The 24,284-nt window shown below is 47.1% G+C and carries 22 protein-coding genes; 9 read left to right on the forward strand and 13 right to left on the reverse strand.

Translation table 11 applies throughout. The annotated features are described in order from the left end of the window. Nucleotides 1-149: 149 nt before the first annotated feature. From cydC to arcA, 8 genes are all read right to left on the reverse strand, one after another. Nucleotides 150-1,865, reverse strand: a complete 1,716-nt coding sequence (gene cydC / locus KNO95_RS09300) for a thiol reductant ABC exporter subunit CydC (protein ID WP_214878824.1) — start codon at nt 1,863-1,865, stop codon at nt 150-152. Next, nucleotides 1,862-3,586, reverse strand: a complete 1,725-nt coding sequence (cydD, locus tag KNO95_RS09305) for a thiol reductant ABC exporter subunit CydD (RefSeq protein ID WP_214878826.1) — start codon at nt 3,584-3,586, stop codon at nt 1,862-1,864. The genes cydC and cydD overlap by 4 nt, the downstream gene beginning before the upstream one ends. Before the next feature lie 121 nt (nt 3,587-3,707). Further along, on the reverse strand, nt 3,708-4,397 hold the full coding sequence (locus tag KNO95_RS09310; protein WP_214878827.1) for a Crp/Fnr family transcriptional regulator: 690 nt from the start codon (nt 4,395-4,397) through the stop codon (nt 3,708-3,710). Between the two features lie 115 nt (nt 4,398-4,512). Continuing rightward, nucleotides 4,513-6,855, reverse strand: coding sequence for a glycoside hydrolase family 31 protein (locus KNO95_RS09315; RefSeq protein ID WP_214703087.1), 2,343 nt, complete (start codon nt 6,853-6,855; stop codon nt 4,513-4,515). A 161-nt stretch (nt 6,856-7,016) separates the two neighbouring features. Next, nucleotides 7,017-7,979, reverse strand: a complete 963-nt coding sequence (arcC, locus tag KNO95_RS09320; protein ID WP_214703086.1) for a carbamate kinase — start codon at nt 7,977-7,979, stop codon at nt 7,017-7,019. Nucleotides 7,980-7,994: 15 nt separating this feature from the next. After that, complete coding sequence (gene arcD / locus KNO95_RS09325; protein WP_034770817.1) at nt 7,995-9,470, reverse strand: arginine-ornithine antiporter; 1,476 nt, start codon at nt 9,468-9,470, stop codon at nt 7,995-7,997. 57 nt (nt 9,471-9,527) lie between these two features. Next, nucleotides 9,528-10,556 carry an ornithine carbamoyltransferase gene (gene argF / locus KNO95_RS09330; protein ID WP_026824950.1) on the reverse strand — a complete coding sequence of 343 codons (1,029 nt, stop codon included), beginning with the start codon at nt 10,554-10,556 and terminating at the stop codon, nt 9,528-9,530. 21 nt (nt 10,557-10,577) lie between these two features. Further along, entirely contained in the window at nt 10,578-11,807 is a 1,230-nt protein-coding gene (gene arcA / locus KNO95_RS09335) for an arginine deiminase (protein ID WP_026824949.1), read from the reverse strand. A 318-nt stretch (nt 11,808-12,125) separates the two neighbouring features. On the opposite strand from arcA, the gene mgtE reads away from it, so the two are divergent. Both mgtE and KNO95_RS09345 read left to right on the forward strand, forming a co-directional pair. Continuing rightward, a complete protein-coding gene (gene mgtE, locus KNO95_RS09340; protein WP_214878828.1) occupies nt 12,126-13,484 on the forward strand; it encodes a magnesium transporter in 1,359 nt (452 codons plus the stop codon). A 115-nt stretch (nt 13,485-13,599) separates the two neighbouring features. Beyond that, complete coding sequence (locus KNO95_RS09345; RefSeq protein WP_214878829.1) at nt 13,600-15,378, forward strand: solute:sodium symporter family transporter; 1,779 nt, start codon at nt 13,600-13,602, stop codon at nt 15,376-15,378. An 18-nt stretch (nt 15,379-15,396) separates the two neighbouring features. Here the strand turns inward: KNO95_RS09345 and KNO95_RS09350 are convergent, their stop codons facing one another. After that, a complete protein-coding gene (locus tag KNO95_RS09350; protein ID WP_214703084.1) occupies nt 15,397-16,296 on the reverse strand; it encodes a GGDEF domain-containing protein in 900 nt (299 codons plus the stop codon). 173 nt (nt 16,297-16,469) lie between these two features. On the opposite strand from KNO95_RS09350, the gene KNO95_RS09355 reads away from it, so the two are divergent. From KNO95_RS09355 to KNO95_RS09370, 4 genes are all read left to right on the forward strand, one after another. Next, nucleotides 16,470-17,483, forward strand: a complete 1,014-nt coding sequence (locus KNO95_RS09355) for a serine hydrolase domain-containing protein (protein WP_214878830.1) — start codon at nt 16,470-16,472, stop codon at nt 17,481-17,483. Beyond that, the gene (locus KNO95_RS09360; protein WP_214703082.1) at nt 17,480-17,860 is read left to right on the forward strand and encodes a GNAT family N-acetyltransferase; all 381 of its coding nucleotides are present in this window, start codon (nt 17,480-17,482) and stop codon (nt 17,858-17,860) included. Before KNO95_RS09355 ends, KNO95_RS09360 begins: the two co-directional genes overlap by 4 nt. An 11-nt stretch (nt 17,861-17,871) precedes the next feature. Next, complete coding sequence (locus KNO95_RS09365; protein WP_026824944.1) at nt 17,872-18,579, forward strand: SDR family NAD(P)-dependent oxidoreductase; 708 nt, start codon at nt 17,872-17,874, stop codon at nt 18,577-18,579. Between the two features lie 82 nt (nt 18,580-18,661). Beyond that, nucleotides 18,662-18,871, forward strand: a complete 210-nt coding sequence (locus KNO95_RS09370; protein ID WP_026824943.1) for a hypothetical protein — start codon at nt 18,662-18,664, stop codon at nt 18,869-18,871. 18 nt (nt 18,872-18,889) lie between these two features. Here KNO95_RS09370 and KNO95_RS09375 read toward each other — a convergent pair whose 3' ends face one another. Next, on the reverse strand, nt 18,890-19,312 hold the full coding sequence (locus KNO95_RS09375; protein ID WP_051545936.1) for a hypothetical protein: 423 nt from the start codon (nt 19,310-19,312) through the stop codon (nt 18,890-18,892). Nucleotides 19,313-19,455: 143 nt separating this feature from the next. Between KNO95_RS09375 and KNO95_RS09380 the strand changes: the two genes are divergently transcribed. Beyond that, nucleotides 19,456-20,448 (forward strand): MDR family oxidoreductase, encoded by a 993-nt coding sequence (locus KNO95_RS09380; protein WP_214878831.1) that lies wholly within the window; start codon nt 19,456-19,458, stop codon nt 20,446-20,448. Between the two features lie 72 nt (nt 20,449-20,520). Here KNO95_RS09380 and KNO95_RS09385 read toward each other — a convergent pair whose 3' ends face one another. Continuing rightward, nucleotides 20,521-20,865: a YflT domain-containing protein gene (locus KNO95_RS09385; protein ID WP_214700369.1), complete on the reverse strand. Its 345-nt coding sequence runs from the start codon at nt 20,863-20,865 to the stop codon at nt 20,521-20,523. Nucleotides 20,866-20,961: 96 nt separating this feature from the next. Then, on the reverse strand, nt 20,962-22,419 hold the full coding sequence (locus tag KNO95_RS09390; protein WP_214703080.1) for a UDP-N-acetylmuramoyl-L-alanyl-D-glutamate--2,6-diaminopimelate ligase: 1,458 nt from the start codon (nt 22,417-22,419) through the stop codon (nt 20,962-20,964). A 247-nt stretch (nt 22,420-22,666) separates the two neighbouring features. Here KNO95_RS09390 and KNO95_RS09395 point away from each other — a divergent pair, with 247 nt between their 5' ends. Together KNO95_RS09395 and KNO95_RS09400 are read left to right on the forward strand one after the other, a co-directional pair. After that, entirely contained in the window at nt 22,667-22,882 is a 216-nt protein-coding gene (locus KNO95_RS09395) for a zinc ribbon domain-containing protein (RefSeq protein WP_084483559.1), read from the forward strand. Nucleotides 22,883-23,028: 146 nt separating this feature from the next. After that, nucleotides 23,029-23,295 carry an RNA polymerase sigma factor gene (locus KNO95_RS09400; RefSeq protein WP_214878832.1) on the forward strand — a complete coding sequence of 89 codons (267 nt, stop codon included), beginning with the start codon at nt 23,029-23,031 and terminating at the stop codon, nt 23,293-23,295. On the opposite strand, the gene KNO95_RS09405 is transcribed toward KNO95_RS09400, so the two are convergent. After that, nucleotides 23,281-24,081 carry an HAD family hydrolase gene (locus KNO95_RS09405; RefSeq protein WP_214878834.1) on the reverse strand — a complete coding sequence of 267 codons (801 nt, stop codon included), beginning with the start codon at nt 24,079-24,081 and terminating at the stop codon, nt 23,281-23,283. The genes KNO95_RS09400 and KNO95_RS09405 overlap by 15 nt on opposite strands. Between the last annotated feature and the right edge of the window lie 203 nt (nt 24,082-24,284).

Here is a 24,284-nt window from a genome sequence, read left to right on the forward strand (position 1 = left end):
TGACGTGCACGTTCCCCAAACACATCACGTCACGTGGATTCCCCTCCACGACACTCTTTTTGAAAGCATTGCGACAACCCCCATTTGTTGCACCCATATTTGCCAAAAACAAGACGAGCAGCCCATCGACGGGGCTGCTCGTCTTTTCATTATGCGAACACTTCTTGCTCGATTTGTTTCAATTCATAGAACATGCCACGTTTCGTCATCAGCTCCTCGTATGAACCGACCTCGACAATCCGTCCAGCTTCCATGACGATGATTTGATCAAACGTCTCTAGACCCGTCAAACGGTGACTGACGAGGATGAGTGTGCCTGCTCCCGCTTGCTGTAACAGTTCAGAAAAGACATGGGCCTCCGTTCCTGCATCGAGTGCCGATGTCGGTTCATCGAGCAACCAGAGTAGCCCGTTTTTGAGAAGTGCCCGTGCGATGGCTAGACGTTGGCGTTCTCCACCTGACAAGTTTGCCCCTTTTTCAAGGACCGGTTCGTCTAGCAAGAATGCCAAACGGACGCGCTCAAGCGCTACGTTCATCTCTTCATCTGTGAAGTCACCGGCTAACGCCAGGTTTTCTCGTACGGTGCCGTAAAAGAAATGATTGTCTTGCAAGACGACGCTCGCATGACGCCAAATGGCTGTCTGTTTGACGTCGTTCAGGTTTTTGTCATCCAATCTTATCGCACCTTTTTCCGTTCGAACGAATGCTAACAATAGTTGAAGCAACGTTGATTTCCCGGATCCACTCGGTCCGACGATGACCGTCTTCGAACCGCTCGGGATGTGTAACGTCACCTCATCAATCACATCTCGAGACGTATCTGGATAACGATAGCGAACCTCTTCGAAGGAAATCGACGGGGAAGCAGCGAAAGTCACGTCCTGTCGTTTCGCTTCAAACGCCTCAATCGCTTCACTCGGTTCTGTCACTTCAAACAAACGATCGGCTGCTTGCTTACTGTCTGCAAAGTGTCCTGGGAACACAGCCATCGGTGTCGTATTCTCAAACGCAGTGAGCGACATCATGATGAGCATTGCCAAGAATAAACCGTTCAAGTCTCCGTTTACCACCTGATACGCACCAATTGCCAATACACCCCATGAGACGAGTAACGAGGCTGCGACGACGAGCGACGAATTAAAAAATTGATTCGTCGCGTCTTTCCGCTCCGCCTCCATGTAACGTTCACTACGCGTGTAGACAGCTTGTTTCGTGCGATCGAGTTGGTGATGAAGTTTCAAATCCCGGTGCCCGTACAGCATCTCTGTCAATTGAATCGACACATCCCCACGTAACGAACGAATCGTCTCATCATGACGAGCGCGAATCCGAGCAAATCCGAGCGGAATCAAGAAGCCGGTGACGAGTACACCGAGTAAAATCCATAGACTGACCGCAAATGAGAAGAAAGTGATAAAGAAGATTGTACTTAAGAAGACGAGCACGAGTATGATTGGCGGATAAAATACACGGAGAAAGTAGTTTTGAAGACTCTCAACATCTCCGACGACGCGCGAAAGTAAATCCCCGCTCCGATATTTTGCGAAAATAGACGGAACGAGTGGTTCAAGTTGTCGATAAAACCGAACGCGTAGCTCACTCAAAATCGTAAATGTCGCTCGGTGTGAAGCAAGGCGCTCTCGGTAACGACTTCCTGCTCGAATGACCCCGAACAGTTTAATCAAGACGACGGGTACCATGAGCGCATATAGGGGCGGGACGAGTCCTGCCCGCGAGACGAGGTATCCACTTGCCGCAAACAAGGCGACCGCCGCTAATCCGGCTGCGTATCCAAAGAAGATAGAGAGAAGAATATCTTTTTTCTCGCGCATCATCCATTTTGTGATTGTCCAAAGCGAGTTCATCGACTCACCCCTTTCTGAAGCGCAAATAGTTCCGCATACTCTGGGACAGCGAGCAATGTTTCATGAGTCCCTTCTGCGATTCGCTTCCCGTCATCCATAAACCAAATCGTATCCGCCTCTTTGATTGTATGCAGGCGATGTGCCACCGTGATCAACGTTGCATCTTTGGAAAGCTCATCGATGGAACGTCTGACGATTCGCTCTGTTTTCAAATCGAGACCGGTCGTCGGTTCATCAAACAGTAAGATCCCTGGTCGTTTAAAGAAGGCTCGAGCGAGTGCCAGACGTTGTCTTTCACCGCCGGATAACCCAAATCCACCTTCCCCAAGCTCCGTCCAGATCCCGTTCGGCAAGTGTGCAATCACCTCAGATAATCCAGCTGCCTCGACTGCTTCTTGTAATTCCCGCTCATCGGCCGCCTCACCTAAAGAAATATTGTCGGCGAGTGTCCCCGCAAATAGATACGGATTTTGAGAGATATACGCAATGTTTCCATACCAGGCAGACTCGCCAAACGTGTGAAGTGGTTCACCGTCCACGAGGACGCGTCCCGACTTCACTTGCAGGAGTCCGGAGATGACGTTGAGCACCGTCGTCTTCCCAGATCCGCTCGCACCGACTAAAGCGAGGTGGGTACCGGATGAAATGCGACCACTCAACGGCTGAAGCGCAAAGCGCCCGCCTGCATATTCGAACGATATGTCCTCGAGTTCAAGGTCTGGTGTCCGTGAATCAAGAGACTTCGTTCCCCATTGAGTACGATCATCCGGGGCGTCTAGCACCTCAAAGATTCGATCCGCCGCGCCCATACTGCCTCGACCCGTATGGAAGGCGCTGCCTAAATCTTTAATGGCCAAGTAATACTCCGGTGCCAACACCAAGATTAAAAAGCCTGAGAAGAACGTGAGATTCTCCCAAACAACCATCTGTAATGCGACTTCTAATGCCACAACCCCGGTGCTGAGCATCGAGATAAATTCGAGCATGAGGCCGGATAAGAATGCCGTCTTCAACACAATCATTGTCGCATCCCGAAAATCGAGGCTGCTCTTCTCGATTGCAATTGCTTCCTGTTCGGTACGGTTATAAAGTTTCAGCGTCGTCAATCCTTGCAGAACATCCAAGAACTTTCCGGAAAATTGATTCATTTTCTCCATCTGTTCTTCGGATTTTTTCTGTGTCGCGATCCCGATGATGATGAAAAACAGCGGGATGAACGGTGCCGTCACCATCATGATGACACCCGAAATCCAGTGTTGGCTAAAAACGACGACCAAAATGAGGAGCGGGATGATCGATGTCTGGATGACTTGTGGCCAGTATTGACTGAAGTAAGCGTCCACCTCGTCAACGGCATCCATGAACACACTGACCTTCTTACCAGACTGACCGGTCAAGGACGATTCGACCGGACTCGTGGCATAGCGATCCAACAATTGAAGACGTAACGTCTGTTTCGCCTTCTCGGATAGGCTCGCACCGATTCGGCCAGATACATAACCGAAAAGCGCCCGTACTAACAGTGCAACAACGAGCCAAAGCAATGCCGGGATGACAGCTTCGAATGATTCATCTTTTAAGAAGATTCGGTCGACAATGTCGACGATTAAATACGCTTGTGCCAAAATGGAGAGTCCAATCATGACCGAAGATAATACGAGTCCGCTGATATGGCTTCTTTCGGCGAACGCAAGGGCTTGCAGTCGTTTCACCGCATTCATCCTTTCTCTATTTACAGTTCAATTCTTTGTGAGATTCATCACTAATTATACAATATGCCACGGTTTGAAGCGAATGCTCCGCTCGTTTGAGTATGTAAAAGACGCCCTCATCTGAGTGGCGTCAATCGATATCTTGCTCAAAATATTCAGGATGCCCGATGACGAGTTGGTGGGCATCGATACGAAGCACATCTTCTTTACGAAGTTTGGCTAAAATCGTTGAGACCGTCTCGCGGGACGTGCCGGACAAACGAGAAAGTTCAACCGCGGTGAAGGGACATCGGACACGCACGCCCTGTTCGTCGGGCTCCCCCAAATCTTCAATCAAAAAATGGAGCGTATTCAAGACGCGCTCTTTTGCACTCGGTGTGATAATCTCTTGGACACGCCGCTCATGTAAATCAAGAATACGGTTCATCTGCCCAATGATATAAAGCAACATACTCGACTGTGTGGACACGAACTGCTCGAAACGGTCCGTCGGAATATAGATGACTTCAATATCCGTCATTGCCTCGGCAGTATGGCGATAGTCTTCCCCCGTGAACAAACCGTTGTAAGGAAAGAACTGTTTCGGTTTTACATAGTCGGCGTAATGATGTGTCGCATTCTCATTCATTCGTTCGAGCCTAATGTAACCACTCATCAAAAAATACACACGCTCCCGTGGGTCACCTTCCATGAATAACAGTTGCCCTTTCCGATAAGTCCTACAATAGACGTGCGGGATGAGCTGTTCAAGCGTCCGACTTGAACATGTCGCAAAAAGCGTTAACTGTCGTAAATCATCGATAGTCCATCTATGTCGCATGTGTATCTCCTCATTTCCAATCAGATCTCTTGCTTTCATTATAGATGATATACAATTGAAAACGCTTTCAAAATCCAACATTTTTCTGACATGACAAAAAGGGGTTGCCCCCCTTTTAGTCCAACATAAGTTCAAGTAGCGCGTCCTGCAAATCTCGATCGAGTTCTAACGCATGAAGATCAAACAACCATGCTTCGAGACGGGTCTTCGTTGTGGCCATCTGATACAGGCGATCTTTCAAGTCGTAGGCAATTTCCGCGCGGTCTAAAAACCGATAGAGACGGTCGAGTCGATGTGCGTTCTGCGTCACATCGACCGGAAGTGTCACGGTCTGTTCTTTCTTTAATTCACCGAATGGAATGTGTAACGTCTGTGTCTCTGCATCATAATCACCATCACCGACAACACCGCGGACAAGAATCGTCAACGTCCGTTTCGGCGGAACGAGAGTCAGGTCGCCCGACATCTCGATGTGTAGCGTACGTGCTTCCCAATCGAGCGTGAACGTCGTTTCGAGCGACGCCCCTGTTTCATAATCCCTACTTTCTCCGTCGTCCTCATACATCGTAAATGTATTTGAAGCACCTGGGAAGACGAGCACCTCTAATGCGCTCGGATTCCCCGTATCGTTTCCGTGCGGCTCGTGTGGCATCAATGGAACGATAGCACCCGCTTTGGCGAAGACCGGTTGTTGATTGAGTCCACGGAACACACGAATCGTTTTATCTCCTTCATAGCGGTGTCCTGTGAAGAAATCGAACCACTCTCCCTTAGGTAACCACACATTCGCCGCGGCGACGTGGAGTTTTCGGTCCATCGGCGTGACGATCGGGGAGACGACGAGTTCACTTCCAAAATAAAATTGGTTCGCCACCTGATAAGCCGCTTCGTCGTCAGGATGCTCGATATACATCGGTAACACGAGCGGTAAGGCATCCGCATGATTACGATAGTTCATCGTATACAAATACGGGATGAGTTGGTGGCGTAGTCGTAAGAATCGCTTCATCGACTGTTCGGCTTCTATACCGAAACGCCAAGGTTCTTTGCCGTTAAACGTGCTGAACGTTGAGTGTAGACGCATGATTGGACTGAACACCCCATACGCGACCCATCGTGCGGCGAGCTCATCATCTTTTTTACCACGATGATGCCCACCAATGTCATGACTCCACCAACCGTATCCAATGTTCGTCGCCGTTGCGGTAAAATACGGCTGGAAGGCGAGCGAGGCCCACGAGATGATTGTGTCTCCCGAGAATCCGACCGGATAACGGTGACTTCCCGGGCCTGAATAACGAGAGAAAATGAGCGGCCGCTTGCCGTCACGGGCAATATCGACCGCATGGTAATGATTTAGCATCCATAAAGGATCTAGCCCTTCCATCTTCGACGTCGAACCCTGCTGCCAGTCAATCCACCAAAAGTCAACGCCGTCCGCTTCATGCGGATGATGCATCTGTTCGAAGTACGCTTGAATGAATCGCTTGTCTGAAAAATCAAACGGGATTCGGTCTTCCGATGCCGGATCGATCCCCATCGCTTCAGCCATCGCCGCGTAGTTGTCTTCAAACGCACGTACCCCGTCCGCGGGATGCAGATTCAGCGTCACCATCATCCCTTCGTCTTTTAACCATTTGAGGAAACGCTTCGGTTCAGGGAAGAGGTTTTTATTCCAGGAATACCCCGTCCAACCACTCCCGTACTCTTCAGGAATGTCTGTCACATGCCAGTCCATGTCGATAACACTGACTGAAAACGGTATGTCTTCTGATTTAAAGCGACGCATCAGCGCCTTATACTCTTGTTCGTCATACCGCCAGTAGCGACTCCACCAGTTCCCGAGAGCTTTACGAGGAAGCATCGGCGTCGGACCCGTCAACGTGTAAAAGTCTTGAAGTGCTTGTTTATAATTATGTCCGTATCCAAAGTAATAGATGTCATGAATTCCTTTTCGTCTCGGTTCGACGAATCGATCTTCCGTCATCAAAAAAGAGGATGAATCGTCAATGATCGCATACCCTTGTTTCGAAAGAATCCCTTCCTCTAATTCTGTCGCCCCGTCCACATGGTCGAGCGTCCGCGCCGTTCCTTTGAGTGTCCGTTCCGGACCGTTGAACATGTAGCGGCTATAATACGTACTAAAATTCCCTTTCACGTCCACATAGAGCGTATTCGGCGCGAACGGACCTTTCGTATAATATAAATGAATATGTTCCGTGATGATTTGAAGTTCCGTCTCATCTTCAACCACTCGGAAATTTGGCACATCAAATTCCCGATTCCACGCAACTTGGGTGGCGCGGTCTTCAAAGACACCGTCTTCCGCGTACTCCATTCGAATCAACTGACTCGTCAACACGGTAAAGCGATAGCAGCTTCCCTGCACGATCGCCTCTCTTTTTGCTTTTGGTTTCATCCATGACTGATACACATGATTTTCTTCAAATAGGCGCATACATACGAGCGTTTCCGCTCTCCGTCACTTCCTTCCTGAAATAAGTGCAAACGTTTACACTAAATATGATAGCAATCTCATTTTTGGCATACAACTTTCCTTCCCCTTGAATCTGGACAGAAAACAAAAAGTCGCAAACGTTTCACGTTTGCGACACATTCTTATTGTTGAAGAGAAGGGGCCAAGCGGACACGCGTACCGGCATCCCCATATATGGCCGCTAATGCTTGATCGAGCGAGGTGATAATGGCGACCCGGTTCGTACCCGACTCCGCGAACTGCAGGGCCGCTCTTACTTTTGGCAACATGCTACCCGGAGCGAACTGTCCTTCCGCGATGTATGTTTCTATTTGTTCCTTCGACGCCTCTTGGAGCGCCATCTCACTCGGCTTCCCAAAGTTGACATATACATGTTCGACCGCAGTCAGGATGAGAAGCACGTCTGCATTGACGAGATCGGCTAGTTTCGCAGCGGCGAAATCTTTATCAATAACCGCCTCGATGCCGACATATCCTTCAGGCGTCTCCATGACGGGAATGCCACCGCCACCGGAAGCGACGACGATGTGACCTGATTCGACGAGTGTTCGAATGACCGTGTGTTCAGCGATTTTCATCGGTACCGGACTCGGAACGACCCGGCGATACCCTCGTCCTGCATCCTCTTTAAACACGTATCCTGTCGTTCGTTCAAGGTGAAGTGCCTCTTCCTCTGTATAGAACGGACCGATTGGTTTAGTCGGATGGTGGAACGCACTATCGTTTGGGTCGACAACACTACGCGTGACGAGAGAGGCCACTTCGCGTTCAAGGCCACGTGCACGTAGCGCTTTCGTCAATGCATTTTCAAACCAATATCCAATCATCCCTTGCGTCATCGCTCCACAAACGTCAAGGGGCATCGCTGGCGTTGCTGGACTATCTGAGGCAGCTTGTTGCAACATCAGATTCCCGACTTGCGGACCGTTCCCATGCGTGATGATGACGTCGACTCCTTCTGCGATGAGTGAGGCAAGAGATTCCGCTGTTGCCTCCACCGCTCGCATCTGTGCTTCAGCTGTAGCATCTTTCCCTTGTTGAATCGCATTACCACCCAAGGCGATGACCACACGTTTCTTTTTCATATCTATACCCCCCGATCAGATGACTGAGATATTACCCGATAGTATGCGAATGACTGCGAAGATGGCAAGTGCGGTCAAAACCCCAGCGACCATCCACTCTATTTTCGTGAGTGATTTAATTCCATTTTCACGCTGCGCTTTCATGTAGAGAAGAGTGCCCGGTGCATATAAAAGTGTTGTGAGAAGCAAATAGTCAATTCCTGCGGCATAGATGAGCCACAGTCCGTAAATGGACGCGACCAAACCAATCGTCAAATCGCGCATTCTCCGCTCACCTGCACTGTAGCCAATTCTATTTTTCGATACTTTTACTTGGTAAAATGCTGAGAACACGTACGGGATCAAAATAGCACTTGAAGCGAGTGAGAAGGCAAAGTTATACGCTGCATCTGAAATTAAGAACGTGAAGAGGAAAAGTTGGATCAATCCATTCGTCAACCAAAGTGCGTTGACTGGAGCCTGATTTTTGTTCTCTTTCGTGAACCATTTCGGGAAGACACCGTCTTTCGCAGCGACGAATGGGATTTCAGCCGCTAAAAGGGTCCACCCAAGCCACGCTCCTAGTACAGAGATAACTAGCCCTCCGTTGATGAGCATGGCTCCCCACGGCCCGACTGCAGACTCTAGCAGATAAGCCATCGCCGGTTGCGAGGCATTCGCCACGTTTTCGGGCGTCATGAGCCCAAGTGACATGACGGAAACAAGTAAATAGATGACGAGCGTTCCGAGTAACCCAATCACGGTTGCTTTCCCGACATCGGAACGTTTTCGAGCACGACCGGAAAGGACGACAGCCCCCTCGACACCGATGAATACCCATAAAGTCACAAGCATCGTTGAGACGACCTGGTCGCGGACGCTTCCCCATGAGAAGCCGCCTTGTCCCCAAAAATCGAAGGTGAAGTTTTCGAGATTGAAGAAGAACAAGCTAATCGTAATGAATGCAAAAATCGGAACGAGCTTGGCGATCGTCGTAACAATATTAATCATCGACGCCTCATGCACCCCTCGCAAGATGAGCGTATGCACAAGCCACAACATAATTGAAGCTCCGACAATCGAGGCAATGTTTTGCCCGCCTTCAAAAATCGGGAAGAAATAACCGACCGAACTGAACAGCAGTGTGGCATACGCCACGTTGCCGAGCCAAGCAGATAACCAATATCCCCATGCCGAGTTAAATCCGACGAATGATCCGAATCCGGCTCGTGCATAGCTGTAAACACCGCCATCCAAGTCAGGACGACGATTCGTCAAATTTTGAAAACTGAGACCAAGCGCAATAATCCCGATTCCGGTGATAACCCACCCGATCAAAATGGCACCCGCGTTCGCACCTCGAGCCAAATCTGCTGCCAGGTTAAAGGCACCACCGCCAATCATCGATCCGACGACAAGTGCCGTCAACGCTCCAAGACCTAACCGCTTATCTTGCTTGTCAGGATGTACTCCAGCCGAACCACCTGAGTCATGCTCCACTTTCGTAGACATTCTACTCATCCCTTTCGCTTATTATGAAACGGGAGGGGGATTTCCCCTCACCGTCCGTCAACGTTCAAGCCATTCGCGTGTCTCTGTGAGCGTTGCTGCCATCACCGCCTTGATCGTATGCATTCGGTTTTCAGCTTCATCAAATACGAACGAGTGACGACTCCGGAACACCTCATCTGTCACTTCCATCTCCGTCAATCCATACTGTTCATGAATCGCCCGACCAACTTCTGTTTCTAAGTCGTGGAATGCCGGAAGACAATGCAAGAACATGATATCTGGATTGCCACTCGTTTGAAGCATGTCCATGTTCACTTGATACGGTCGTAACAGCTCAATTCGTTCAGCGAAGGCCGCTTCCTCGCCCATCGATACCCATACATCCGTATAGACGACGTCCGCGTGATCCATCGCTTCCTCGATACTCTCCGTTAAAGTAATCACAGCACCTGTTTCAGCTGCGACTGATTTGGCATAATCGACAATTTCGTCAGACGGCCAAAGTGATTTCGGTGCGCAAATACGCATATCCATCCCTACTTTTGCGCCGCCGATCAAGAGAGTGTTGCCCATGTTATTTCGTCCGTCACCGACATACACAAACTTGATTCCGGCCAATTCTCCTTTTTGCTCTTTCACTGTCAAAAAGTCAGCTAAGATTTGTGTCGGATGATAAAGATCGGTCAAACCGTTCCAAACAGGTACACCCGCATCTTTAGCAAGACCCTTGACCGTCTCATGGGCAAACCCACGAAACTGAATCCCGTCAAACATACGACCGAGAACAATGGCCGTATCACGTACTGATTCTTTCTTCCCGAACTGGATGTCGTTCTTTCCTAAATATTCCGGATGCATCCCTAAGTCAATTGCGGCGACTGTGAAGGCACACCGTGTCCGAGTCGATGGTTTTTCAAAGAGAAGGGCGATATTTTTACCTTCACATATCCGATGTGGGATACCTTGTTTTTTTTGACGCTTGAATGCAGCAGACAAATCGATCAAATAATTGATTTCTTCACCAGAAAATTCGTTTAGCGATAAAAAGTGACGACCTTTCAAATCAAAATTGAACGTTGTAGACATACTGCTTCCTCCTTATCAAATTTAGATGTCTTGTCGAATAATTGGACAACTCATGCAACGTGGACCTCCACGTCCACGTGATAGTTCACTCGACATGATTTCGATTACTTCAACGCCTTCTTTACGGAGCAGTTCATTTGAAACGTAGTTTCGGTCGTATGTGACCACGACACCTGGAGCAATCGCGAGCGTGTTTGACCCATCGTTCCACTGTTCACGTGCTGCCGCAATCGGGTCGCCTCCCCCACAAGGAATCAAGGTTACTTCCTGTAATCCGAGGACGTCTTTTAATACTTTTAACAAATCAGTGTGTTGTGCGATTTGAAGTTCACCTTCTGCATTTAAGGAAAGTTCAAAAATATTCATTTTGCCTTCCGGACCTTGGATGAACGGATGGATGGTGAACTTATCATGATCGACCATTGTAAAGACGGTATCTAAGTGCATAAACGCACGTGATTTTGGAATTTCGATGGCGATTACTTTTTTGAAGCTGTCTCCATGCTTGAGTAAGTTGAGGGCGACACGTTCAATTCCTTGTGCGGTCGTACGTTCAGAGATTCCGATAGCGACAACTTCTTTCGACAAGACGAGTTCGTCTCCGCCTTCCATCGCAAATCGATAGTCGCGGTCCGACCAAATCGGAACATCATGTTTCGCAAAGCGTGGGTGATAGCGCATAATATACTGCGTGAAGAGTGATTCACGGCGACGTGCCGGCTCTTTCATTCGGTTAATAGAAAGTCCATGTCCGATCGCTGCGGCAGGATCTCGTGTGAAATAGAGGTTTGGCATTGGATCCAAAAAGAAGGGATACGTATCTTCAATCATTTCGTGCAAGTGGCGGCGTTTTTCCGGCTTGATTTCTGATTTCCGGATACCGGCCATCACCGTTTCAATCAGCATTTCGTTATCAAAATCCAGTAAATATTCTTTTAATGTTTCGTAAGAGCCGTTGATATTTGATTTAGACTCGGATAAGATGTCCGCGACAAACTTTTCGCGCACACCAGGGAGCGATAGCGTCTCAGCCATTAGTTTTTCAAGATAGAGAACTTCCACACCACGGTTTTGGAGCGCACTCGCAAAATAGTCGTGCTCTTTTTGAATGACCGGCAAATGGGGAATATCATCGAACAAGAGTCGCTCTAAATATTCTGGTGTGAGATTTTCTAATTCTCGACCTGGCCTTTTCAGTAATACCGTTTTTAATTCTCCAATTTCTGAATACACATGAATCGGATGTTTCAGCGTCGTATCTTGTGAAATCGGTTGATTTGTCATTGAGATCATCTCGCTTCCTCCTTGTGATTCGGGTGTTTAACTACCCTTACCTTATCACTTTACCAAATTTGTGAATGTCTAATCCGGCACTTCACCTGTTATTGATTCCACATATGTATGAATAAATCTTCATATTTGTGAATGAACAAACAATGCATAAAAAATCATTGTTATGGCAATGGGAAATATGATGTATGGACGATGTATATAATCGCTCTAAAAATGTTGAAAAAATTATTCAAAGAAAAATAGTCTAAAAAATGTTAAAGATCAGGATGTGACGACATGAAGGTAGAAGAAACGGAACAAAAGCAACATCAAGCAGAGCTTCGTGTATTGATTCAGAAGGGGGACCCAATCGACTTTCGGGATTTATTCCTCTCCCTTCACCCTGGTGAACAAGCCGACCTTTTTATCGAACTCGACCAGAATGAACGTACATTCGTGTATCGGGCCATTTCCCCCGAAGTTTTCACCGACTTATTCGAAAAGTTGACGTTAGATGAGCAGTGCATGTTCATCCAAGAAACACCCCAACCGTATGCTGTTCGTATCTTAAATAAGATGTATTCAGATAACGCAGCCGATTTGATGCATGAACTACCCGATTCATTCATGGATACGCTCTTTGAACAGATGGATGATATTGAGGAGCAAGAAGTAAGAGATTTGATGCAATATCCGGAAGAGACGGCTGGTTCTATTATGACGACTGAGTTTGTCGTTCTCCAAGCCGACAAGACGGTCGGACAGACACTTGCAGAGTTACGTGAACTCGGACCTGACGCCGAGACGATTTATTATCTATACGTCGTCGACCACACGCATCAACTTGTTGGCGTCGTCTCATTACGAGATTTGATCGTTGCGCCGCTCGATGCAAAAATTGAGGATATCATGGGTTTTCGTGTCATCTCGGCAAACGTCATGACAGACCAGGAACACTTGGCCCGTATCGTACAGAAGTATGATTTGTTGGCACTCCCGGTCATCGACGACCACCAGAAACTACTCGGCATCATCACGGTAGATGATGTATTAGACGTCATCGAGCGTGAAACGACGGAAGACTTTGAAGAACTATCCGCGGCGAAAGGGTCTTCTGATATCAACATGAGTCCGTTTGAGGCAGCAAAAAAACGCGCCCCGTGGATTGTCAGTCTCATGTTTCTTGGCATGATTACCGCCTCGACAATCGGCAGCTTTGAAGATACGCTCGAGACGATCGTGTTACTTGCCGTCTTCATGCCACTTGTCATGGGATCCGCCGGGAACGCGGCTACCCAGTCGCTTGTCGTCGCTGTTCGGTCGATTGCGCTCGGTACGATTAATCGTAAGAACGTCATGAAGATGATTCGACGCGAGTTCGGGACCGGCATCCTGTTAGGAATCGCTTGTATGATTGTCATCTTCGGGGTCATCACAGTCCTTTATGGCAACATGCTCATCGGCTTTATTGTTGGGATTTCGATTTTCGCCGCGCTCAGTGTCGCTACGATGATTGGTACAATCGTTCCACTTCTGATTAACCGATTGAAATTAGATCCCGCTGTCGCATCTGGACCATTCATTACGACGTTGATGGACAATCTAGGGCTCATCATCTATTTCACGGTCGCGACATCTATGCTTCAGTTTTTATAACGCTCGATTCCTCGAGCGTTTTTTTGATTTCGTCAAAACTAGATGACTAATTTCCAACTCGTTCGGGTATCCCTTACAAATACATATAAACAAAAGTAAAGATTGAGGGGATTCTATGACGTTTCAACAAGTACTCTACATACTCGTGACCGGCGCCTTGTTCATGGGGCTCGTCGCCTACGTCTCATATCGAATGACGAAAGGAAAAGTCGAAAGTGTCGATGATTACTTTTTGGCCGGTCGTGGACTGACAGGCGTCTTCATCGCGGGATCGCTCCTCTTGACCAACCTGTCAGCAGAACAATTGATTGGCTTGAATGGTCAATCCTTTGCCGGCAACATGTCTGCGATGGCATGGGAAGTCACAGCTGGAATCGCCGCCATCATCATGGCGCTCTTTTTGTTACCACGATTTCTCGGCATCGGAATTTCGACAATACCTGAATTTTTAAGTCAACGCTACGACGAGGATGTTCGTCGATTAACCGTGCTCTTGTTTTTATTAGGCTATATGTGCGTGACAATTCCATCTATGCTATATTCCGGTGGATTGGCAGTTCTCCAACTGTTCGATGTACCTACTCTGCTCGGTGTCAGCTTTGAACAGTCCCTTTGGTTAGTCATTTGGTTCATCGGCATCATCGGAGGCATCTATGCTATTTTTGGAGGACTTCGAGCGGTCGCTGTATCCGATACGTTGAACGGGATCGGTCTCATCATCATTGGTTTCCTCGTCCCGACGCTCGGTTTTCTCGCGTTAGGTGACGGAAATTTATTAGACGGAATGAAGACGATTGTCACGACGAATCCTGAAAAGTTGAACGCGATTGGTTCAGCCAATGATTCGGTACCTTTTCTCTCCATATTCACAGGAATGATTTTTGCGAACTTGTTCTACTGGGCACTCAATCAATATGTCATTCAACGAGCGCTTGGCGCAAAAAACTTGGCTGAAGGTCAAAAAGGAGTACTTTTTACCGGGTATCTGAAGTTACTTGTTCCAATCTTCATGCTGCTACCTGGCGTCATTGCATTTCATCTGTACGGAACAAACATCGAAAAGGTCGATCTTGCTTATCCGAGCTTGATTGCCGAGCTGTTGCCAATGTGGCTCATGGGCTTTTTCCTTGCCGTCTTGCTTGGAGCCGTATTCAGCTCGTTTAACTCGCTCTTGAATAGTATTGCGACGCTCTTTGTCCTCGATATTTATAAACCAAAATTTAAACCGGATGCCTCTGACCAAGATTTGATTCGCGTCAGTAAATGGTTCGGGACGTTCGTAGCACTTGTTTCTTTCTTTGTCGCCCCGAACCTCATGTATGCGCCAGACGGCTTGTGGGACTTGATCCGTCGCTTCACCGGCTTCTTCAATATCCCGATTCTCGTCATCGTTTTAATCGGGATGCTCGTTAAACGTGTTCCTCCAATCGCTGCGAAGACCGTCGTCTTTTTCCACGTCATCGCTTACTATTTCCTCGTGTGGGGAACGAAGCAATGGTTCGGTGTTGAAATCGGCATCAACTTCATCCACATTTACGGAATCCTCTTCGTCATCGAGACGGGAATCATGCTCGTATTTGCGCGTGTACGACCAATGCTTCAAGCGAATCCAATTCGAATCGAACTCGGTCGCGTCAAACCGTGGCGTCACACATTGTCGACATCTATTTTGCTTGTCGCTTCAATGGTATTCGTCTATCTCGTTTTCTCACCGGTTGGTCTCGCATATGCAGACGGGATTGTGTCAGGATGGTTCGCCCCGTTGACGATTGGACTCGTTATCCTGACTACGATTCTCGTTTGGGCTTCTTACCGATACGGAAATTCTCGTTATGAACGCTATTTGAACAAGCTAAGTGAAGAACCGGCTGAGATAGAAGAAGCCAGCAGCTAAAAAACAGACCTTCTTGAACTAAACGTCAAGAAGGTCTGTTTTTTGTTGTCGCTTCTGTTCATACATCGCATCATCCGCACGTTGCCAAAGTCCTTCGATTGATGCCGGATGAGATGCCCAAGCCAATCCGATTGCAACGGAAATCGATTCTTTTTGACAAGCCGCTTCAATTTGGCAAACCATTCGTTCACATGCGTCTTCAGGCATCATCTCAAGAAACAAGACGAACTCATCTCCTCCTAAACGGTAAACGGATGATTCAATTTCCTGAAGAATCATACCGACCCGTTTTAACAAACGGTCACCAGCAGAATGCCCTTCTTCGTCGTTCACGATTTTTAAATCGTTCACATCTAGCACGATGATTCCGACGTCACACGCTTTTCCATCTTGATCAATCGTCTCTTCAAACGCCCGACGATTGAAGACGCCGGTCAAACTATCGTGGCGACTTTCATACAGCAGACGTTCACGCTCCGTCATGGCTGCTTCGATGTTTCGAATCACACCTTGAACCGCTACGATTTCTCCATTTTCATAGATTGGGGTCGTGTATTCCTCGAACCACACGTAAGAACCGTCATTCGTGCGCCATCGTTGAAGAATCGCTTCTTCATAGTTGACGCGTCCCGCCACTTTATCGAGCAACAGTCGCCGATCGTCCGGATGGATTCTGCGAAAACATTCCCGTGCGTCGGAGTAACTCTGCATGACGGTCCCTTCCCCAAGATACAAATCTAGTGAAGGGCTGATGTAGCGAAAGCGCCATGCGGGTTTCGTTTCAAAAATATAAATGACATCTTTCGTTTGATTCCCGAAATGCATAAACGAAAGAGTCTGTGAGTATGGCTGTTGACGTTTATATAGCCACAATGCGATCAAAAATCCAACGAGTATCCCCCAAAAGAATAGCGTCATTGAATTCACTTCCTCTCTATTCGCCAATATCGTACCACGTTCGAAGTCAGACACCTGTATCAATTCCTGTTATTTGGTAAATGTTTTTTTGAATATTGAGTAAATTCATAAGAGGATTTGATACTCGTGCTATAGTCGAACTATACAAAACGACTCAACACTTGGAGGTTCCTTTGCAAAATTTCACGCATCTATCGTTGAACGAAACATTTTCTGGTGTCTATTCTGTCACGAGTCCGACAGAATCCATTCATCACTCTTTCGGCTACGCCAACCGCTCAGAACAGATTCAAAATGAAGTGACGACACGATTCGGGATTGCTTCTGGCTGTAAGTTGTTTACGGCAATCGCCATTTGTCAGTTGGTCGAACAAGGTCAACTGTCTTTTTCCACTTCACTTGATTCGTTTCAAACATTCGACTTACCAAACATATTGCCACAAGTCACCATTCATCAACTGTTGACTCATACGTCGGGTATCCCTGACTATTTTGATGAGTCCATCTCTGATTTCGAAGCATTATGGCGCGATGTTCCGATGTATCGTCTTCAACAGTTACGTGATTTTTTACCACTATTTCAACAAAAATTCATGAAAGATGAACCGGGGTCTCGATTCTCCTACAACAATGCGGGGTATATCCTGTTAGGGTTGATTGTGGAAGACGTGACCGGGCAATCTTTCACCGACTATATCGAACAATCGATTTTTCAGCCTGCCGGTATGATTGATTCCGGATACTTCTCGCTTGATGCCTTACCTGCCCAGACGGCGCTCGGTTATATCGACCACTCGAACGGCACGTGGCGCACAAACCAATATGCGATTCCAATCAAGGGCAGCGCAGATGGTGGCGCATATGTCACCGTTCAAGATATGGGCCGGTTTTGGGAAGCTCTTTTCTCACATCGTCTTCTTGACTCGTCTTCAACGTCCGTCCTCCTCACTCCGCATGTGACCGTCAATGACCGTGGCGAGTGTTATGGATACGGTGTTTGGATTCAACGTCATGCGACGGAAGAGATTTATAAGTATCATGTGATGGGGTATGATCCCGGCGTCAGTTTCCATTCTGGATACTACCCGAAAACCGCTACCATCTCGGTTGTTTGTTCAAATCAATCAGATGGTTCGTTTGACGTGATGAAACAAATTGAAGCACAGATTGGAGAGCGGATTGAATGAACATTCGTGCATATGTCTCGTCAGATTTTGAACACATCCAGCAACTCAATCGTGATGAAGGTTGGACCCAACTCGTCGAGCGGAATGAACTGACCCGTGAGGCATGGAAACAATCAAACGTCACCTATGTCATGGAATCTGAGAACGGGGAGATTGTCGCTTATTTGCGTGGATTGACCGATACGACAGTCACCTTGTTCGTCTGCGAATTATTGGTCGCTCCCGCACGTGGGCTCGGCGAACAGTTGCTCCAACATATCCATGCACTACACCCAACAACGCGCATCGAACTGTTGGCGAATCAACTCTCTCACACATATTACGAAAAGTTACGGTTCCGACCGTTTTATGGTTTTCGGAAAACCATTCACGAATAGGAGGAATGTATATGAAACTTGCTCTCGTCACGGGTGCATCGCGTGGTCTCGGCCGTGCCATCTCCCAAGAACTCCAATCTCGAGGTTATGAAGTTGTCGGTCTCTCGCGTTCACAGGCAGAAGAGGTTACGTATCAACAGCTGTCAGTCGACCTTTCAAACGTCTCTGGAATCAATTCAGCCATCGAAGAAATCACTCCGCTGCTAGAAACGGCTGATTCAATCCTTCTTGTTCAAAATGCAGCATGGATCGAACCGATTCATCGCGTCGGACAATTAGATGGTGATAAAGTGACCGCTCATGTCCATGCCAATTTGCTTGCGCCGATGCTATTGGCGAATGCGGTCCTCGCTTTCGATAAGCCGACTGAGTTAATTCATGTGACGTCTGGCGCCGCTAAACGTCCGATTTCAGGCTGGAGCGCTTACTGTGGCACGAAAGCAGCCCTCGACCATTTTACGAATACGTTAGCACTAGAACTGGAAGGAACACCGCATTGCGCAGCTCTATTCAATCCAGGTGTGATGGATACATCGATGCAGACCGAAATTCGTTCTTCTTCAGAAGACGCATTCGCCGACCTTGAACAATTCCGTTCATACGAGACGGAAGGGCGACTCCGATCTCCGGAGACGGTTGCTCGCGTTTTCGCAGAACAATTGATTGACCGCTCTCTTGAGAACGGCAAAACCTATTCGATTTATGACTTAATTAAATAATTTACCAGGTTAAAAATAGAGCCACCCCTCTCTAGTTAAACCGTCTACACTACATGCATAGACACGTGAAAGGGTGGAGCGTATGAAAACAATTGCCGGAGGATTACTGCTATTTGGTCTGTTCAGCTTAGCGATGTCGTTCACAATGATTGGGGATACCGCAATCGTTGGAGCGATGGTAAGCGGGGTTTCTATTTTATGCAGCGTCGGGTTATTATTCGGAGCAACCGAATTAAGTCGTATTCGTCATGACTTGCTTCACGACAAAAAAACGTCTTTCCCATCTGAATGAGGGAAAGACGTTTTTGATTCAATCTTCTTCGTATTCATCTAATAAATCATCGACATCGTATTCTTCGAAGTCGTCTTCGTCGATAAAGATATCGCGATCGTTCACAACGTGAATTGGGCCATTGGCCACGTCGATGCGAATCGTCCACGCCCAAGGAATGCGTAACCGGTTATAGACCCCTGTCCAGAATTCCATCGATTCTTGCTCATACTGTTCAAATTCTGTCAGGAGTTCTTTGAACGAAACACCCGATAACTGGAAGTTTGAATCCTGGAGCCGTTGAAGCGCATGATGTTTCGCTTCTAACTCGGCTGCCCGAACCATTTCTTCAGCGGTCGCCATCTCTAGGATCGTCCCGTCTGGTGGGAGAATATCGTATACGTTAAACAATTCGCCTTCTTCTACTTCTACATCATCAAACTCATAGTCATCGTGCCGCATACTACATTCCTCCTTACGCAATTTGAATCTTCTTTATTGTACCACTCTCTACCCGATTCCCCCTAAAGAATCGTGCATATATTTTATTTCGCACGGGAAAGATAGGTAGAGTGAAGATATCCAAAGGAAAAGAGGTTACACAGATGAATGAATCATTCCAAGCACTCGTGCTCGACCAACAGGATAACCACCTTCATGCCGAAGTAAAAGATGTCAAATCCGACGTGCTCCCAAAAGAAGAAGATGGGAACGTCTTAGTCGAAGTCCACTATTCTGCGTTGAACTATAAAGACGCACTCGGATTAACGGATTCAGGTAAAATCGTGAACCATTACCCATTCATCCCTGGATGTGAATTCGTCGGGAAAGTAGTCGAATCGGACCATCTCGACATTAAAGTCGGAGATGAAGTCATCGCCACTGGTTTTGGAATTGGAGAACGTCACTTCGGTGGTTTCAGTCAATATGCCCAAGTCCCGGGAAACTGGCTCGTCAAATTACCGAAGGGGATGACTATGCGCGATGCCATCGTTATCGGGACACCAGGGCTGACGGCGATGTTATCGATTGATGCACTCGAGCACGCCGGTGTCCGTCCTGGGGAAGAGGTACTCGTCACGGGGGCGACAGGTGGTGTCGGGAGTTTCGCCATTACGTTACTTCGCCGTCTTGGCTATCACGTCGTCGCCTCGACTGGTAAAACAGATTCACCTTACTTGCGTTCACTTGGTGTCGAGACCATCATCAATCGTAGCGAATTAGAAGGATCTGTTCGTCCACTCGCCAAACAGCGTTTTGATGCCGCCATCGATTCAGTTGGCGGAAATACACTCGCTAATATCTTGAGTCAAACCAGGTATGAAGGTGCTGTTGCCGCATGTGGTCTCGTGGGAGGAACCGATTTGCCGACGAGCGTTTACCCGTTCATCTTACGAGGGGTGAAACTAATTGGAATCGATTCAGTCATGCAACCAATGGCACGCCGTATGAACGCATGGGAACGTCTTGAAGAACTCATCGACACGAAAATGTTGAACGACATGATTCATGAGATTCCGCTACACGATGTCCCACGTCACGCCGAAGCGATGATGCGAGGAGAGTTGAGCGGTCGCACCGTCGTCCGCCTTCGTTAATCGAACAAAAAAGAGGCTGAATCGATCGTGTCGATTCAGCCTCTTTTCTCTCTATTCTCAATGGTAGTGGAATCAGATGGTAAATCCGGCCGGTGCATCTTTCACGACGACGAGCACTTTCCCTTTGTCTAATTTCTCTTCTAGTCGTTCTGACTCTTCTTTCGAAAAGCCAAGTTCTTGAAACTGTGCACGAAGTTCGTCCCCTTTTTTACGGAACACGTTTTTGGCGGCTGTCCCCAAACCGACGTCACTTGCCGAGACGGTGTTCGCATCAGCATTGTCCGCAACGCGTTTGCTTCGGTCATCGTCATGTGTAATGACGTAGATGTTGGATTCATCCACCCCATTTGATTTCATCGATTGAATGGCGGTAACGACTTCTTCATCGTTTGTAAATTCTTTGTACAAAACTGACATGTCTATTCTCCTCCTTCAATTCTACTACATTACTAGTGATTGCCTTCCTTACCGTTCTTCACACATTAAAAAACGATGACGTTTGTCATCGTTTTGTTAAACGGCAGGTTCCTGCCCTTTTCGCTTTTTCAATTCTTCTAATAAAATATCTGATTCGTTGAAAGGAATCGACTGGCGGCCGATTCGTTCGATGTGATCATGCCCTTTACCGACGACAACGACGCGCTTCCCTTCTAACGCTTGCATCACTGCGTGACGAAGTGCATCTTTCCTCGCTTCAAACGTCACATAGTTCGCATTCGGCTGAATCCCTTTGACTAAATCGCGAATGATGTGTTTTGGATTTTCCATACGAACATCATGCACGGTGACAATCACTTCGTTTGAATACTGACTTGCGATGCGTCCCATATCTTGGCGCTTCGTCGGGTCCCGATCTCCTGCTGCACTTAAGACGACGACGAGATCACGGTTGTCTTGTTGCAATGTAGACAAACATTTCTCTAGACCGTCTGGTGTATGGGCATAGTCAATATAAATCTCAGCATCCTCTGTAGCTAAACGTTCCAAACGCCCTTTTGGCAAGGTAAGTCCTGGAACATTTGAAACAATGGTCCGCAGCGCCATATCAGAAGTCGAAACGAGTCCAATGGCCGCTGCTAAGTTCGCTGCATTGAACGCCCCCATGAATCGAACGGGCACTTCGAGTTTGAAATCCTTCATACTGACGAGTACCGTCTCTTCACGCCAAATGACTTGAATGTCGGCATCTATCTCCTCTTTTGTACTATACATAATGGCTTGACGTGTCGGCGCAAACTCAGCCATGACATGACTAGCCGAGTCTTCTGCGTTTAACACGATTGCCTCACCGTTCGTCACTTCTACCTGTTCAAACAATCGCGCTTTCGCTCGGGCATACTCATCCATCGACCGATGATAATCTAAATGATCATGCGTCAAATTCGTAAACGCGGCCGCATGAAAATGAATCCCAGCCACGCGACCTTCCATCAATGCATGCGATGATACTTCGAGTACACAATCCGTGACGTCCGCATCAACCATATCCGCTAAAATGCGATGCAAGACGACAGCTTCTGGGGTCGTATTGGCCGTTTCAATCGTCTGATGATGAAAGTGCGCACCTATCGTACTAACGATTCCGGCACGTTGTCCTGAGAGACGCAATAAATCATATGTCAACGTCGCTGTTGTTGTTTTTCCATTCGTTCCCGTCACACCATATATGCGCATTCGATGAGAGGGGTGGTCATAAAAAGCACTCGCAACCGCTCCTGCCGTCTGCTTCGTATCAGCAACAACCACATTCGGTACGTCGAGATCGAGTGGATATTCTGAGATGACCGCACTCGCACCATTGACCACGGCGTCTTCTGCAAACTTGTGTCCGTCAACCGTGTAGCCGCGAATGCAAATAAAGACGTTCCCTGAACTGACCTTTCTGGAATCCGTTTCGACTCCGGTCACCCATGGATCAAAAATGTCATCCATCTCATTTATTAAAATGGCGGATAAACGTTTCGTTCTCATGCTGTGTACGTCCTTTCTCATGGGTGTCGCTAGGTTGATTAACCTTATCGTCATGGTACTAGATTTAAACGGCAATTGAGATGACAAATATATTACTTCCCTTTTTCAATGAAAAACAATCACTTCACGAAAAAAACCTAGACACTTCATTCAAGTGCTAGGCTCTTCCTTTTTATATTCACAAGCTGTTCGTTCGAGCAAGTTTCTATTATGATAAAAGAAATGGAACAAGAGAGGAACAAAGACAATGAGCTATGTATTATTACTGATTTTAGCGGTCTTTTTATTCGGTGCAATGATTTTTGCCGCACTCGCACTACCGAATCTTCGCAACATCCTATTCAATCGTGGCAGTTTATTCAATCAACAGAGCGAGAGGGTCACTTGCCCAAAATGTAAAACGTCATTTAAACGTGCTCCAGGTGATGCGCAGACTTGTCCGCATTGTTATCACACGTTTTAAGTCATTGCATATTCAACTGCCATTTTCCCTGTTCTTTTGTTTGAATGACCTCAAATTAGTGAAAGAAGAGAAAGGGTACTTTATCAAAGTAAAGTCCTTTTATCGTTTACAGTTGAGACACTCATTCTATATGAAAGGAATTGCATATGCTTCCTACACTTGATGAACGCCTAGTCGATCAAATTCGTCTAAAAAATCGACAAGCCTTAGAACATTTGTATTCACGCTATGAAAACCTACTCTATCGCTACGCGCTTCATCTTAGCAACCATCCGGCAACGGCGAAAGAAACTTTGACTGAGTTATTTTGCCGCATCTGGCAACAACGCCTCGATTTCAATACACGTGCGGAAGCGATTCGTTCAACTCTCACTCGTTCCTTAGAACAAATCATTTCATCAAATGAAAGATGAAACATTGGATTCTAACACTTCTAAAATGCCATCAGCATAAGTTTTTTTTGTCACTTTAGAATAAGCTTGTTTTGCTTGTGCTGTTGCATTTTTCAACAAATATCCATTCCCTACATGTGCTAACATGCCAAGGTCATTTCCACTGTCACCGAAAGCATAAGCATCTTCTCGTACGAAGGAAGAAGTTGTGCATACATATTCAATACTCGATTCTTTCCCGGCATATATCGGATAAAAATCAATATCAAACGCATCCGCCGGGTCACCTGCATTCGGATTGCATTGACTGATATTGACGGCAATTCCCTCTTCATCGGCTAGCATACGAAGCGACTCTCTCCAGGACCCGATTTGGTCACGGACGTAATAACTACGAATCCAAGGACTCGTCCCATTACCCGGTTGCTCTTCTAATTCAATTCGCATCTGTACAATTTTTGACACGATGCGCTCGACGCGAGAAGCAAAATCATTCGGGAATGAGTTTTGATATGCCTGTTCTATTGAAAACGTTCCGTCCGCATCAATTCGATACAATTCCGTCCCGAGACTCGAGGCGATGCGATGTGGCCAAAAACGAAGGTTCGCCTGCTTCGTTTTTTCCTGTATCGATTCGAGAGAACTTCCCGTTACCCACATCGTCGACAGTTGGGTCGAATGCCGTTCCAAAAAGTCTTCGAGCTGACGAACAGATGTCAATTGAGCAGATGAACACGCGTGCGGGAAATAGGTCTCGTCAAAATCAAAGCAAACGAGAATATGTCCTTCATTCGTAAATCGTTTCATTCTATCGTCTCCTTATCGTTTCCTCTTTCCTGTATAGTACAATGAAACAGAGGAGGTATCTTATGATTCAACGCATTTTACAATTATATTGCCAAGTGAGTAGCATGATTACAGGATTGATTATCGTCTTTGCTTTTCTCTTTGGTATTCGATCTTATTTTTTTTGGACAACCATAACCTCTACCCCAGTTGCCATCGGATTG

It is taken from the genome of Exiguobacterium sp. ERU653, from assembly GCF_018617775.1.
Lineage (GTDB): Bacteria > Bacillota > Bacilli > Exiguobacteriales > Exiguobacteriaceae > Exiguobacterium > Exiguobacterium marinum.